This window comes from Marinobacter sp. LA51, assembly GCF_030297175.1.
Lineage (GTDB): Bacteria > Pseudomonadota > Gammaproteobacteria > Pseudomonadales > Oleiphilaceae > Marinobacter > Marinobacter apostichopi.
Map to the genome: position 1 here is coordinate 438,663 of NZ_AP028070.1, position 13,121 is coordinate 451,783.

Below are 13,121 nucleotides of genomic sequence, written 5' to 3' on the forward strand. Positions count from 1 at the left end.
TGGTCTCCATCAATCATGGGCTGCGCCTTTGCGTCGCATCTTTTTGTCTTCATCCGGCACCTGGGTCAGATCCTGATCGAACACCAGCCGGTGCTGACCACTGAGGCAGGTGAATTTCTTGCCGCGCATTCGTCCGATCAACGTTAATCCCACCTGCCGGGCGATATCGACACCCCAGGCGGTAAACCCCGACCGACTGATCAGCGTGGGGATGCCCATGAGGGCGGTCTTGATCACCATTTCGGAGGTCAGTCGGCCCGTGGTGTAGAGGACTTTATCGGCTGCCGGAATCTTGTTCAGGTGCATCCAGCCCGCTATTTTGTCGACCGCGTTGTGACGCCCGACATCCTCCATGTAGGCCAGTACCTGCTGGCCCTGACACAGCGCGGTGCCATGGATGGCGCCGGTTTCCATATACAGGCTGGGGGTGTGGTTGATCTGGTACGAGAGGTCGTAAAAGGTGCTGGTGTGCACCGGCGTGTCCGGCAGTAACAAGCCATCGAGGCCTGCCATCATGTCTCCGAACACCGTCCCCACCGCACAGCCCGAAGTACGGGTTTTCTTTTTCAGTTTTTCTTCGACATTCGTGACACCGGCGGTGCGAACGACAGCCACTTCCAGCTCTTCGTCAAAATCAATGCCGGTAACCTGGTCGCTCTCATGAAGCATACCCTGATTCAAAAGGAACCCGAGCGCCAGGTATTCCGGGTAGTCGCTGATGGTCATGGCGGTGACGATTTCCTGGCTGTTCAGGTAGATGGTCAGCGGGCGCTCTTCGATCACGCTGATCGATTTCGGTTGCCCGGTTTCATCAACGCCCTCAACCGTGCGGGATAGCCTGGGGTCGGCCGGATTGGGAAGCAGAGGTTCTATCGTCATTGTTATTATCGCCCGTATGGGAGTCTTTCAATTGTAAGAAATTACGCTCGATCCACTCAGTCGTATCTGCCCCGATCAGTTGGCATTTGGAAAAAATAGCTGTTTGCCATCAACCTGATAGGCCGCAATGGCGGCCTGTCCGGTCTCGGACAGCAACCACTGTGCGAAGATCTCCGCCGCCTCTCGATTAACGCTGGGGCACTTCTCGGCACTCACGGGAATGACACCGTATTGGTTGAATAAGGTTGGGTCTCCCTCAAAGGCAATGGCCGCATCCTGCTTGTTGGCAAAGGTGATCCAGGTGGCTCTGTCGGTCAGCACATAGGCACTGAGGCCCACGCCGGTGTTGAGGGTGGCGCCCATGCCGCTGCCGGTTTCAAGGTACCATTGGCCAGAACCTTTGACTGGGTCAATACCCGCCTCTTGCCACAAGGCGCGTTCCTTTTTGTGGGTTCCTGAGTCATCACCGCGTGAAGCAAATTTGGCGTCAGCCTGTCGGATTCGGCGCAAGGCCTCGATGACATCGCTGGCACTTGCTACCTTGGCCGGGTCGGTTTCGGGCCCGACAATGACAAAGTCGTTGTACATCAGGTCGTGACGGTATTCGCCATAACCGTCGGCGACAAACCTTTCTTCGGCTTCCTTGGCGTGCACCAGCAGGACGTCGCCATCACAACGTCGAGCGTTCTTGATCGCCTGCCCGGTACCTACGGCCACGACGTTGACCTGAATGCCGGTGTCCTTTTTTATCATCGGAAGCAGATAATCGTACAAACCACTGTTTTTGGTTGAGGTGGTCGACTGAACAATAATGGTGTCGGCCAGGCTCTGGGTGCTCAGGGCCAATGCTGCGGCAATAAACAGGTACTTCATGGTTGTTCCCTCAAACAGGTGCTCTCTCAAACAGTGGCCCTCTCAAACAGCTGTCGTCGCCCGGCGCAGCCCATGGAACATGAAGGCGCCTAGAACAGCAGTTCTCCGGCCAGGTATGCCTGTGCCATCGGGGTTTCGGGGGAGGTGAAGAACTCCTGCGCCGGCCCCTGTTCGGCTACCTGGCCATTGGATATAAATACGACTTCATCGGCCATTCGTCGAGCCTGACCTTGGTCGTGACTGACCAGAATCACCTTGGTTCCCTGGGCGCTCTGGGCTTTCAACAGGGATTCAATCAACAGCACGGACGCTGGGTCCAGACTGGCCGTTGCCTCATCCAGCAGCAGCAGCGCGGGCCTGCTCAGCAGCGCCCGTGCGAGAGACAGTCGTTGCTGTTCTCCTCCCGATAACATGCGAGCCGGCTGGTCGACCAACTCTGCCAGATTCACAGCATCCAGGGCCTGAAGCAGACGCTGGGGGCTGGACTTTGCAATCTCCGGGGCGGCGAAGGCCAGATTCTGCAGTACCGTTCGCCGCAGAAGCACCGGTTGCTGAAACACCATCGCCTGCCAGCTCCGGCTTTCCGGTACTTTCAGCTGACCAAGCGTAATGTGACCCTGATCCGGCCTGATCAGCCCATGTAGGCAGCGTAGCAGCAGGCTCTTGCCGGCGCCGTTCGGCCCCATGATCACCGTGATTCCGGGAGTATCAATCATCAGATCCACACCGCCCAGCACCGGGCGATCGCCCTTGATCAGGCGAAGATCACTGATACGAATCGGTAAGAGCGGATTAGGCATATTGGCGCTTCGCTGCGTATTCGCGGACACCGATCACCAGGGCGTTGACCAGTAAAGAGAGCGTAAGCAGTACTGCACCCAGCGCCAGGGCCAGAGTCAGATTGCCTTTAGAGGTTTCCAGTGCGATGGCGGTGGTCATCACTCGGGTCAGGTGATCAATGTTGCCGCCTACGATGATAACGGCACCAACCTCCGCGATGGCGCGTCCGAAGCCGGCCAGAATGCAGGTGGTCAGGGCATAGCGCGCATCCACCAGATACGCCGCCACCGCACGGCGTCCGGTGACACCCATGGAGTAAAAGGTATCGCTGTACTCCTGGTGCAGGTGCTCAATCACCTGGTTCGACAGAGCTGCGATGATCGGGGTGATCAGTACGACCTGCGCGATGATCATGGCCGTGGGTGTGTATAGCAGTCCCATCCAGCCCAGCGGGCCAGACCGCGACAGCAGTAAATAAACCATCAGCCCCACGACTACAGGTGGCATGCCCATCAGGGCATTGAGCAAAAGGATGCAGAATTTCCGTCCCGGGAATAGGGTGATCGCCAGCCAGGTTCCGAGCGGCAAACCGATGATGGCGGAGATCAACAGTGCAACCAGACTCACCTGGACAGACAGCCAGAGAATTTCGAATAAATCTGCGTCCAGCGTAATTATCAGTCGAAAGGCTTCAACCAAAGAGTCCATTTACGAGTGGAGTCCTGAAGTAGTGAATCGGAGATTGAACCTTCTTTGTTCCAGATTCTCAAGGGTTTCGGGCGGATCGAAGCTGAGCGGTGAAGAAACCGTCCGTATTCTCAACTCATTCAAGTATCGCTTTCCGCTCATCACCAACATCTGTAGATTCAGTGATTGATCAGTGCAAGGTGCGAAACTTTAAGCAGTAATTCAAGGAGGAATTATGGTTCTCGCAAGGCCAGCCAACAGAAAAATGAAAGCCCCAAGAATGTCAGTGTTGCTCATGGCGCTAATGGCATTTTCCGGTTCTGGGTTGGGGGCAGATATTCGCATAGGCATTGGGCAGGAGTTCGCCAGTGTCATTGCACCGGAGAGCGGGCAGCTCAAGGGAGAAATTTCCCGAGCCTACAATTGTATGATCAATAATTCGGGCTACAGCGCTCAATTCGTGGTTTTGCCGCTGGCGAGGTTGATCAATGAGCTGCGAGTGGGCAACGTAGATGTGGGGCTGCCGCTTGTTCATGATCCTTCCAGGGATGGATTCGCCACCTTCGGCGACGCCGTCTTGGGCTCAAGTTACCTGCGAGTATCTTTGCCAGCCAATTCGGCTCAGCCTGAAGGGCGCGATGTCAGGTATGCCTACATTCGCGGGTTTGCGGGTAAAACCATGCTTAAAGACCTTGAAGGGCCGATCTTTGCGGTCAGTGAATGGGGTCAGGCACTAGAGATGCTGCGCAGGCAACGGGTTGATTATGTCCTCATCACCGAGAAAACGTTCGGCGCCATGACCGCCGATAGTGACGAACCGTTTGTGGTCGAAAAAATGCGCGATCTGAATGTGGCCTTTTATGTGAGCAACCACGCGCCAGAACTATTGCATGCCATGAATGCCGCGAATGCTCGGTGTCGCTCTTAAAGGGCAATGAGAGAAACCGGGGCATAGATAGTTAAGCCTCCGCATGCCGGGCCACCAGTTGTTTCAGATTTTCCATGCGCAGCGGTTTGGTGCAGTAATCGTCCATACCTGCCTCGAGACACTGGGTACGGAAGCTTTCACTGGCATTCGCCGTGACTGCGATGATCGGGGTGTCCAGATTAGCTGAGGCGTTCAGTCGGATTTCTCTGGTTGCCTCAATACCATCCATGATGGGCATCTGGCAGTCCATCAAGATCAGGTCCCAGGGCTCATTTATTGCCGCTTTCACAGCCTCCTGGCCGTTCTGGACGCTTTTCGAAACCGCCCCCAGTCTTTCCAACTGTTTGCGAATGATCATCCGGTTGCAGGCATCGTCCTCCACCACAAGAACTTTCGGTACAGCATTAACAGGCTGGGGGCTTTCCACGCTAGGCTCATCAATGCCGGATTGATGAACGTCGCCATAAGGCACTGTGACTTCCAGTGTCGTGCCCTGGTTTGATGACCCAACAACTTTTATGTGTCCGCCAAGGGCACTGACTAATGAGCTGGCCAGGGGCAATCCAAGGCCCACGCCGCCATAGCGGCGGGTAAGACCGGCATCGCCCTGTTTGAAGGCCTGGAAGACCTTCTCTCTCTGATCATCCCTGATGCCCGGGCCAGTGTCTGAAACCAGAATGCGTAAAACCGAGTCGTCTTGATGCTGGCTCCCTTGCACCAATACCTCTCCGCCGGAGGGTGTGAATTTCACTGCATTATCAATGAGCTGGTACAACACCTTTTCCAGCATCAGCCCATCCATAGAGATTTTGGACGGCATCTTTTCACTCATGCGGAACGTGAGAGACACCGGTTTTGCCATTGCCGCTTCTTTGAATTCATAGCCGAGAAGATCAAACAGGGATCGCGGCTCGAACACCTGGGGAGAAGTGAGCAGGTTGTCGTCCTGGGCATCCACAAAGTCCAGAATGCCTCCGACTTGACGGGTAACGCGCAGGTTGGCGCGTTCGATCAGACGAAGGGCCTCGCTCTGCTCTGCATTGAATGGTGCATCCTGAAGCAGATCAAGCTGGCCCTGAATAGTGTGCAAGGGCGTTCGCAGCTCATGGCTGACGGCATTCAGGAAGTCGTCCTTGATGCGGTTGCTGCGTTCAAGCGCTTCACGGGCTGTTTCGCTGACCTGAATTTGGTGAGCCAGGAGGGTGTCGCGTTCGTCACGGAGGGTTTTTATGCGAGACGCCAAAGCGAGAGAGAACAGTGCCATTTCCCAGGAAAGCGCCGCCGGGACGAAGTAAGAAGCCCAGTTGGTTGGTTCAATCAATGATGCGTATTCAAAACTGGTTAGAACAATAGCAGCAAGATAAGGAATCCAGCCGACAAGGAAGTATCTGGCAGGCCGATATCCTTTTATTGCCAGTGGGGTGGCGAGAACCAGTGCACCGAGATAAACCGTATAGCCCACGGCCATCCACCCTATCAGCAGGACGGTAAAAGTCAGCAAGGGCGCAGAAATGATCCAGGCTATACCGAATGCGGTGAGTCCGTAGGAAAACTTGTGGATGCGGGGATAAGTCTGTCTTGTATCCAATAGCCTTTGAAAAAGCAGCACATGGAGAATCAACGAGGATAAACCGGCAAAAAAGCCTATTTTCGGGGAGAAGTCTGGTACATCCAGAAAATAAACCTGAACGTTCATCAGCAGAGAAGAGTAGGCCAGGGTAGCCAGGGACGCCGCCACATAGATCAGATAGACCCGGTCCCGAACGCTGAAATACAGAAACAGGTTATAGATCGCCATGATGACGATGATCGCGAGTAGAGCAAACGCCAATGCTGTGTGAAAGGTCAATTCTTTTACCAGCTCGCGTTCATCGAGCAAGTAAAAAAAGGTGTTGATGTGCATGTGTGGTTCGATCCTGATGTGGATCGTGTGCTTCCCGGTCTTGGTATCCGGCTTGACCTGATCCAAGGGAATCGCAATGAAATGGTGGGGCAAAGGTCTTTGCTCAGGATGACTCCAATAAGCAACCGGCTTAGCAGTCGTGGCTTCTCCATCCACATAGACTTGCACTTTTTGGGCGTAAGGGTGCAACAGGAGAAACGGTTTTGAGGTGATTTCAGAGCTCGTGAGCTGAGCACGCAACCAGATGAATTGCCGCGTGTCCTGCGCTCTGAACGAAGTCTCGGCCATAGGTGTCCAGCCTTGTTTTGACTCGGCTGGACGGATAGGGCTATCCCAATCGCCTTCGAAGACTTCCATTCGGGGAGCCAGATCGAGAAAACCCGCTGAGTCGCCGTTTGCCCACAAATCTGAGGAGATACACAGGAGGAAGAGCGCCAGTACTGCTCGGAGTCCCAAGACGTTTGATTCAACATGGCCCATCTGTCTATCCTGCCTGCTCATGTGTCTGAACTTCACAAGATTGGAAATCTTGACGCTGTACTTTGTAGCGGTGTGTCGTTTGTAACGATGCTTCGGAGCCTACTTAAACGGGTGCTGTATGTATAGTTCCACGCTGCGACAATTTGCCTCTGAAAGGTACGGGCGATTTGAGAGGCCGAAGCCGTTGATCCCGCTATTGATCGACTTTCCGCAAGTGCTTCAAGTTTTGCCAGCGAGAACTACACGCTGCAGGAAATTGGCGAGCCTTTGGGACTGGGCTATCCTAGGCGCAGTCGCAGTGTAAATGGGGCAGGTGAAATAAACTAACCTCATGAGCCTCACGAACCGAGCGAGAATGAAGCGGAGACGATTGGCCTGGCCGGCCAATGAGAGCGCGAGTTTCTGGTTTAACAATAAAACAACGGGCACTGGGAATTCGTCATGGGCGTTTCGGAAACCTCTGTAGTAAGTCTGCGTGGCAAAGCCATTGCCACCTTGGCGCTCGCCCTGTTGGCGATGGGAGGGAATTATCTCAGTCTGCCACTGTTTTTCGGGGTCAGCTTTATCTTCGGCTCCATCATGGTAATGCTGGCGGTGTGGTTTCTGGGCACGTTGCCAGCGATTCTGGTGGCGATCACTGGTGGTCTTTACACGCTGGTGCTGTGGGGACACCCCTATGCCCTGGTGATCTTCACTCTTGAGGCGGCCGCGGTGGGATTGCTGTATCGACGAGGGCTGCGGAATCTGGTGCTGGCTGACCTGGTGTATTGGTTGGTACTGGGTGCCCCACTGGTACTGGTGTTCTATCGAGGGGCGATGGGTATGGCGTGGGAAGCCACCACCCTGATCACCCTGAAACAACTACTGAACGGCCTGTTCAATGCGCTGCTTGCCGGCCTTGTCATCCTGGGCTTGCAGCTGAACTGGCGCGCTGGCGACCGCAGAGTATTGGGTACCGCGGGGCTGCCAAGTCTCCTGTTTCATGTGCTTCTGACGACCATTCTTATTACCGGTTCGGTGCCCATCATCAGTCAAGGCTACAGCCAGAGGGTGCAGTTGGAAGCCTTCATGGCGGAACGAATGTCAGAACGCGCGAGCGATGTTGCTGCGCGCTTGAGGGAGGTATCACCCGGGCAATGGGCTGAGCGCCTGAGCGCAGGGCGACAGCTGGAAGACATCGGGCTGGCATTGCGCGGTCCTGATGGCCAGATACTGGCTCGCCAGGGTGAAGTCGCCAGCTTCTCGGGGCGTCGGGGTCGTTTGCATACTCTCGAAAGTGGTCTGTCTATCTGGCTCCCCGCGGGCGACATGCCCGCTATGCCTCGCTGGAAGCAGGGGCGTTATCACATCAGTGTGCCGCTAGACGGCGGCGAAGGTCTGGCCGAAGTGGTCATGGAGCAGTCGGCGACACCGCTGGTCCGAACCCTGGAGCAGGCCAGCGTGAGCATGTTCACCTTTCTCGCAGCGCTGCTGGCAGTGGGCATCCTGATTGCCCGCTTCCTGAGTGAGCGTCTGACCCGACCGCTGAGCAAACTGGAACGCACCAGCCGGGATTTGAGCCGTCAGATTGGCCAGGGTATTGAGCCGCACCTGCCCAGTAGTCGAATCGCCGAATATGATGGCCTTGGCAAGAGCATGCGCGAGATGTCCGGATTGCTGGCCGGGCGGGTTCGGGAATTGCGCGATTTTAACGCGGCCCTGTTCAGCTCGGCGGGGGCAATCATGGCGGTACTCGACCGGGAGGGGAGGATCGTCCGCTTTAATCAGGCTGCGGAAATCGCAACCGGCTATAGGGTTGAGGAACTTGAGGGCAAGCTGGGCTGGGAGTGTCTGGCGCCACCGGAAGACCGCGCCGCTGTCGAGGCTGTTTTCCAGAAGCTGACGCCGGGCAGTGTTCCCGCCCGGCACGAAAGTCAGTGGGTGATGCGTGATGGCACGCGTCGTCTCTATGACTGGTCAAATGCGGAGTTGCTCGACGGGCAGGGTGAGGTCGAGTTCATTGTGACCATCGGTGTTGATATCACCGCCCGTAAACAAGCTGAAACGGCATTGGGGGAGCAGGCGAAACACACCCAGACCATTCTCGATAACATGGTAGACGGCCTCTTCACCATCAATTCAGACGGTATTATCCAGTCAGCCAATCACGCGGCGACACGGATCTTCGGTTATGAGTCCGAAGAATTACTCGGGCACAACGTCAGTATGCTCATGCCCAGCCCGCATCGTGAGGCTCACGACAGTTACTTGCGGAACTATCAAAGCACCGGCGTGGCAAGAATCATCGGCATTGACCGAGAGGTTGAGGGCCAGCGCAAAGACGGCAGTCTGTTCCCTATGGAATTGGGCGTGTCGGAGATCACCCAGTATCAGCAGCCGATATACGTAGGCATGGTGCGGGATATCAGTGAGCGTAAACGCATGGAGAACATGAAAAGCGAATTTGTCTCCACGGTCAGTCATGAATTGCGCACACCCCTGACTTCCATTTCCGGTGCGCTCGGCCTGGTGGTTGGTGGTGGTTTGGGCCAGCTGCCGGAGCAGGTTCGGCAAATGGTGAGCATTGCTCAGAACAACAGTCTGCGTCTTACTCACCTGATTAACGATCTGCTGGATATTGAAAAAATATCCGCCGGGAAGCTGCAATTTGATATGAAGACAGAGCCGCTGATGCCACTCATTGAGCAGGCACTGGAAAGTCACCGGACCTTCGGCGGCAAGCGCAACGTGGTGTTGTCTCTGGATTCTGAATCGACAGATGCCGATGTTCGGGTAGACAGCCAGCGACTGCAACAGGTGCTGGCCAACCTGCTTTCGAACGCCATCAAGTTTTCACCCGAGGGCGGTTCTGTCAGTGTTTCTGTGCAGCAGGTGTCTGGGCAGGCGCGCGTGGTGGTGGCCGACCAGGGGCCTGGTATCCCGGAAGCCTTTCAGTCACGGATTTTCGAGAAGTTCTCCCAGGCGGATTCATCCGATACCCGTCAGAAAGGCGGCACTGGTCTGGGGTTGGCGATCACGCGCGAGCTCGTTGAGCACATGGGCGGGCGAGTTGGTTTCGATTCGGTAGAGGGTCAAGGGACGGCTTTCTGGTTTGAACTCCCGCTGTTCGACAAGAATCGATTTGATCCGGATGCTATTCCCGAGGATCCGGTGCGGTTGAGCGCGTCACGAATTCTGGTGGTGGAAGACGAACCGGATGTGGCTGAGGTGCTTGGCATTTTGTTTACCCGCAGTGGCTACCGGGTTGAAATTGCGCACACCGGACAAGAAGCTATGGAGGCTCTGGCGGAGCACAGTTACGACGCCATAAGCCTGGACCTGATGCTGCCGGATATGAGCGGGATGGATATTATTCGTCATGTGCGCCAGCAGCCCGATACGGCGGATATCCCGATCATGGTGCTATCCGCCAAGATGGAAGAGGGGCGCCTGGCCATCAATGGTGATTTTGCTGGTATCGAGTGGCTGGCCAAGCCCATAGACGAGTGGCGACTTCTGGAATCCCTTGAGAGGCTGCTTGACTCATCGGAGCAGCCCAAAGTGCGTGTTCTGCACGTGGAAGATGATTCAGATGTTCACCAGGTGATCCGCGCCATGGCAGGCAGTCGATTCGATTTTGAGCAGGAGACCTCCGTACGCAGGGCTCGTGAACGGATTGCGCATGATTGTTTCGACGTGATTATTCTGGATATCGGCCTGCCGGATGGTTCTGGTTGGGATTTGCTGCCTGAAATACGCGTCCGTCAGCCTGAGGCACGGGTGCTGGTACTCTCTGGCACCGAATTGACGGCCGAAGAGGCCCGAAAGGTTGAGTCGGTGTTGCTCAAATCTCAGGTTTCACCTGGTGATCTGCTGGAAGCCCTGAATAAGCGCATTCAATATCGGTACGAGAAGCACCGGGCGTGAAAGATACGTGCCGGGGGCTTGTGATACCCTTACGCACCGCTGCCGAGTGCATAACCTAAGCTTGAATGCCGACACCCGGCGGGCCAACTTTAATCTGGAGCTCGAGCCTTACCCATGAGAGTTGTTATTCGTTACTTTTTTCGTTTCGTGCGCCTGGTGCTCACACCCTTTATGTTGCTTAGCGAGAAGCTCAGCACGCCTAAGAGCGTGACCCGCACCGCTGAAGAGCAGGCCGCCGCTGATGAGGTCAGCAAGCAGCTCGCTCTTTACCAGTTCAGTGCCTGTCCGTTCTGCATCAAGGTGCGCAAGGAAATCGCGCGGCTTGGCCTGAACATTGAAACCCGCAATGCTCAGCATGACCCGCAGCATCGTGCAGCGCTGGAGGCCGGAGGCGGTCGCATCAAGGTGCCCTGTCTGAAGATTCAGCAAGAGGATGGTAGTGAGCGCTGGCTGTACGAGTCGGCCGAGATCAATGCTTGGCTGCAGGAACGATTCGAGCCGGCCTGATCGTACCAGGCGATATATGGAATCAGACAAACAAAAAAGCCCGCATAAAGCGGGCTTTTTTGTGGAATATGGCCCGCCCGAGAGGATTCGAACCTCTGACCTCTGCCTCCGGAGGGCAGCGCTCTATCCAGCTGAGCTACGGGCGGAACGAAAGTTAACGGCAGTGCGTTAATTTCGAGTGCGCAATCTTACGTGCGCAGACGAACGCTGTCTAGCCCCATCCCCAGATGTCTCAATACCACCCTTTGCGAATTTTGCGATCTCGGGTTTTTATTGCCGATCGAAAGCATGTGTTTTGTTTCTATTGATCAGTTTCGAGACCAAAGAGTGTACTTACTGTCGTCACGCTAAAATATCAATTCTGCACATTCCGCTCAGCCATCATAATGAAAAGTTATAAGCGGTCATTCCATTGTCAAACTTTTGACTGTTCTTTTCCTTCAAGTTTTGCCGCCATTTTACCCATCTCTGCCCTGAAAACAGCGAGTTGCACTCTGATGTGTTTTTCCTGGCTCCACACCATTTTCAGGGACATGTCCCAGTCATCGCCCCAATAAAATTATCTATCTGTAACAGGAAGTTAACGCTTTGTTTCTGTACGTTTTCGCCTGTTCCACGGGGCTGCCAGGCGCCGGTTGTTGATATATCGAGTGTCGCGCCATGCCTTACAGGTGGCGTTGATTTTTCGATAAAACCGGTTCTTTTAGCCTGGCGTTTTCGAGGATATATCGAGTCAGGCGAGAGTTTATTCGCTGATGAAACCGAAATCGGCAGAAATCAGGCGCTAGCTCCGTTAACACGCGAAACAGATGAATCATTGATGCACCGGAAGGGGACATAGGGATGCGAGTAAGCATATTTGGTTTGGGATACGTGGGAGCCGTTTGTGCAGCCAGCCTGGCGCGCCGCGGTCATGACGTAATTGGGGTAGATGTATCGCCGGTGAAGATCGATCTGATCAACAGCGGTCGTTCACCCATTGTGGAGCCAGGGCTGGAAGAGCTGCTGGCGGACGGTGTTCGCTCAGAGCGCATTCGGGGCGTGACCGATGGCGCTGGTGCTGTGCTGGAGTCGGATCTCTCGATGATTTGCGTCGGCACACCCAGCAAGCCTAATGGCGATCTGGGACTGACCTTTGTTGAGAAGGTTGCACAGGATATCGGCGAGGCCCTGCGTACCAAGTCTTCATGGCACCTGGTGGTGGTGCGCAGCACAGTGCTGCCGGGAACCGTTCGTGATGTGGTTATTCCCGTGCTGGAAAAGGCATCGGGCAAGCGAGCCGGCGAAGATTTCGGTGTTTGTGTAAACCCGGAATTCCTGCGCGAGAGCACCGCGATCAAGGATTACGATCAGCCTCCGATGACGGTCATTGGCGAACTGGACGAACGGTCTGGTGATCTACTGGCGGAGCTGTATGGCGATCTGGACGCGCCGCTGATTCGCAAGCCGATCGAAGTGGCGGAAATGATCAAGTACACCTGCAACGTCTGGCACGCCACCAAGGTGAGCTTCGCCAACGAGATTGGCAACATCGCCAAGTCCATGGGTGTGGATGGCCGTGATGTTATGGACGTGATGTGCGTCGATAACAAGCTGAATATCTCCCGTTACTACATGCGCCCGGGTTTTGCCTTTGGTGGCTCCTGCCTGCCGAAAGACGTGCGCGCGCTGACCTACCGCGCCAATCAGATGGACGTTCGTAACCCGTTGCTCAGCTCCATCATGAACAGCAACAGCGAGCAGGTGGCCAACGCCTTCAACATCGTGACCGGTTATGGCGCCCGCAAGATCAGCATGCTGGGGCTCAGCTTCAAATCCGATACCGATGACCTGCGAGAAAGCCCGTTGGTGGAACTGGCCGAACAGCTGATCGGCAAGGGTTACGACCTCAAGATCTTCGACCGAAACGTCGACTACGCCCGTACCCACGGCGCCAACCGGGAATACATCAACCAGAAGATCCCCCATCTCTCCAACCTGATGGACAGTGATTTGCGCGGTGTCATCGAACACGGCGAGGTGATCGTGTTGGGCAACAACGACGAGCTGTTTGAAACCGTCATTGCCGATGTCCCCGAGGGCAAGCGGGTTGTCGATCTGGTCGGTTTCATGAAGACCACCACCAATGAGGTGCTCGAGGGCATCTGCTGGTAATCCCCAGCGTTCAGAGCCAGGCCC

At 55.4% G+C, this 13,121-nt stretch carries 9 protein-coding genes and 1 tRNA gene; 4 read left to right on the plus strand and 6 right to left on the minus strand.

The window, feature by feature from the left end; translation table 11 throughout:
• Nucleotides 1–9: 9 nt before the first annotated feature.
• The 4 genes from QUE89_RS01960 to QUE89_RS01975 form a co-directional block, all read right to left on the minus strand.
• On the minus strand, nucleotides 10–879 hold the full coding sequence (locus QUE89_RS01960; protein ID WP_286221622.1) for a formate dehydrogenase accessory sulfurtransferase FdhD: 870 nt from the start codon (nucleotides 877–879) through the stop codon (nucleotides 10–12).
• 75 nt (nucleotides 880–954) lie between these two features.
• The gene (locus QUE89_RS01965; RefSeq protein ID WP_286221623.1) at nucleotides 955–1,752 is read right to left on the minus strand and encodes an ABC transporter substrate-binding protein; all 798 of its coding nucleotides are present in this window, start codon (nucleotides 1,750–1,752) and stop codon (nucleotides 955–957) included.
• Between the two features lie 89 nt (nucleotides 1,753–1,841).
• Nucleotides 1,842–2,552, minus strand: coding sequence for an ATP-binding cassette domain-containing protein (locus QUE89_RS01970; RefSeq protein WP_286221624.1), 711 nt, complete (start codon nucleotides 2,550–2,552; stop codon nucleotides 1,842–1,844).
• On the minus strand, nucleotides 2,545–3,240 hold the full coding sequence (locus QUE89_RS01975) for an ABC transporter permease (protein ID WP_286221625.1): 696 nt from the start codon (nucleotides 3,238–3,240) through the stop codon (nucleotides 2,545–2,547). The genes QUE89_RS01970 and QUE89_RS01975 overlap by 8 nt, the downstream gene beginning before the upstream one ends.
• 214 nt (nucleotides 3,241–3,454) lie before the next feature.
• On the opposite strand from QUE89_RS01975, the gene QUE89_RS01980 reads away from it, so the two are divergent.
• Nucleotides 3,455–4,147, plus strand: coding sequence for a type 2 periplasmic-binding domain-containing protein (locus tag QUE89_RS01980; RefSeq protein WP_286221626.1), 693 nt, complete (start codon nucleotides 3,455–3,457; stop codon nucleotides 4,145–4,147).
• 31 nt (nucleotides 4,148–4,178) lie between these two features.
• On the opposite strand, the gene QUE89_RS01985 is transcribed toward QUE89_RS01980, so the two are convergent.
• Nucleotides 4,179–6,530 carry a 7TM diverse intracellular signaling domain-containing protein gene (locus tag QUE89_RS01985; RefSeq protein WP_286221627.1) on the minus strand — a complete coding sequence of 784 codons (2,352 nt, stop codon included), beginning with the start codon at nucleotides 6,528–6,530 and terminating at the stop codon, nucleotides 4,179–4,181.
• Nucleotides 6,531–6,971: 441 nt separating this feature from the next.
• Here QUE89_RS01985 and QUE89_RS01990 point away from each other — a divergent pair, with 441 nt between their 5' ends.
• Both QUE89_RS01990 and QUE89_RS01995 read left to right on the plus strand, forming a co-directional pair.
• Nucleotides 6,972–10,436, plus strand: a complete 3,465-nt coding sequence (locus QUE89_RS01990; RefSeq protein WP_286221628.1) for a PAS domain S-box protein — start codon at nucleotides 6,972–6,974, stop codon at nucleotides 10,434–10,436.
• Between the two features lie 114 nt (nucleotides 10,437–10,550).
• The gene (locus QUE89_RS01995) at nucleotides 10,551–10,943 is read left to right on the plus strand and encodes a glutaredoxin family protein (protein ID WP_286221629.1); all 393 of its coding nucleotides are present in this window, start codon (nucleotides 10,551–10,553) and stop codon (nucleotides 10,941–10,943) included.
• A 69-nt stretch (nucleotides 10,944–11,012) separates the two neighbouring features.
• On the opposite strand, the gene QUE89_RS02000 is transcribed toward QUE89_RS01995, so the two are convergent.
• Nucleotides 11,013–11,089: transfer RNA gene (locus QUE89_RS02000), tRNA-Arg, on the minus strand.
• Between the two features lie 697 nt (nucleotides 11,090–11,786).
• Here QUE89_RS02000 and QUE89_RS02005 point away from each other — a divergent pair.
• Entirely contained in the window at nucleotides 11,787–13,097 is a 1,311-nt protein-coding gene (locus tag QUE89_RS02005) for a nucleotide sugar dehydrogenase (RefSeq protein ID WP_286221630.1), read from the plus strand.
• The last annotated feature ends 24 nt before the right edge of the window (nucleotides 13,098–13,121 follow it).

What these genes read in the sequence shown, in the direction of transcription:
- QUE89_RS01960 (WP_286221622.1), bottom strand. Translation starts at nt 879, where the DNA reads ATGACGATAGAACCTCTGCTTCCCAATCCGGCCGACCCCAGGCTATCC.
- QUE89_RS01965 (WP_286221623.1), bottom strand. Translation starts at nt 1,752, where the DNA reads ATGAAGTACCTGTTTATTGCCGCAGCATTGGCCCTGAGCACCCAGAGC.
- QUE89_RS01970 (WP_286221624.1), bottom strand. Translation starts at nt 2,552, where the DNA reads ATGCCTAATCCGCTCTTACCGATTCGTATCAGTGATCTTCGCCTGATC.
- QUE89_RS01975 (WP_286221625.1), bottom strand. Translation starts at nt 3,240, where the DNA reads ATGGACTCTTTGGTTGAAGCCTTTCGACTGATAATTACGCTGGACGCA.
- QUE89_RS01980 (WP_286221626.1), top strand. Translation starts at nt 3,455, where the DNA reads ATGGTTCTCGCAAGGCCAGCCAACAGAAAAATGAAAGCCCCAAGAATG.
- QUE89_RS01985 (WP_286221627.1), bottom strand. Translation starts at nt 6,530, where the DNA reads ATGGGCCATGTTGAATCAAACGTCTTGGGACTCCGAGCAGTACTGGCG.
- QUE89_RS01990 (WP_286221628.1), top strand. Translation starts at nt 6,972, where the DNA reads ATGGGCGTTTCGGAAACCTCTGTAGTAAGTCTGCGTGGCAAAGCCATT.
- QUE89_RS01995 (WP_286221629.1), top strand. Translation starts at nt 10,551, where the DNA reads ATGAGAGTTGTTATTCGTTACTTTTTTCGTTTCGTGCGCCTGGTGCTC.
- QUE89_RS02005 (WP_286221630.1), top strand. Translation starts at nt 11,787, where the DNA reads ATGCGAGTAAGCATATTTGGTTTGGGATACGTGGGAGCCGTTTGTGCA.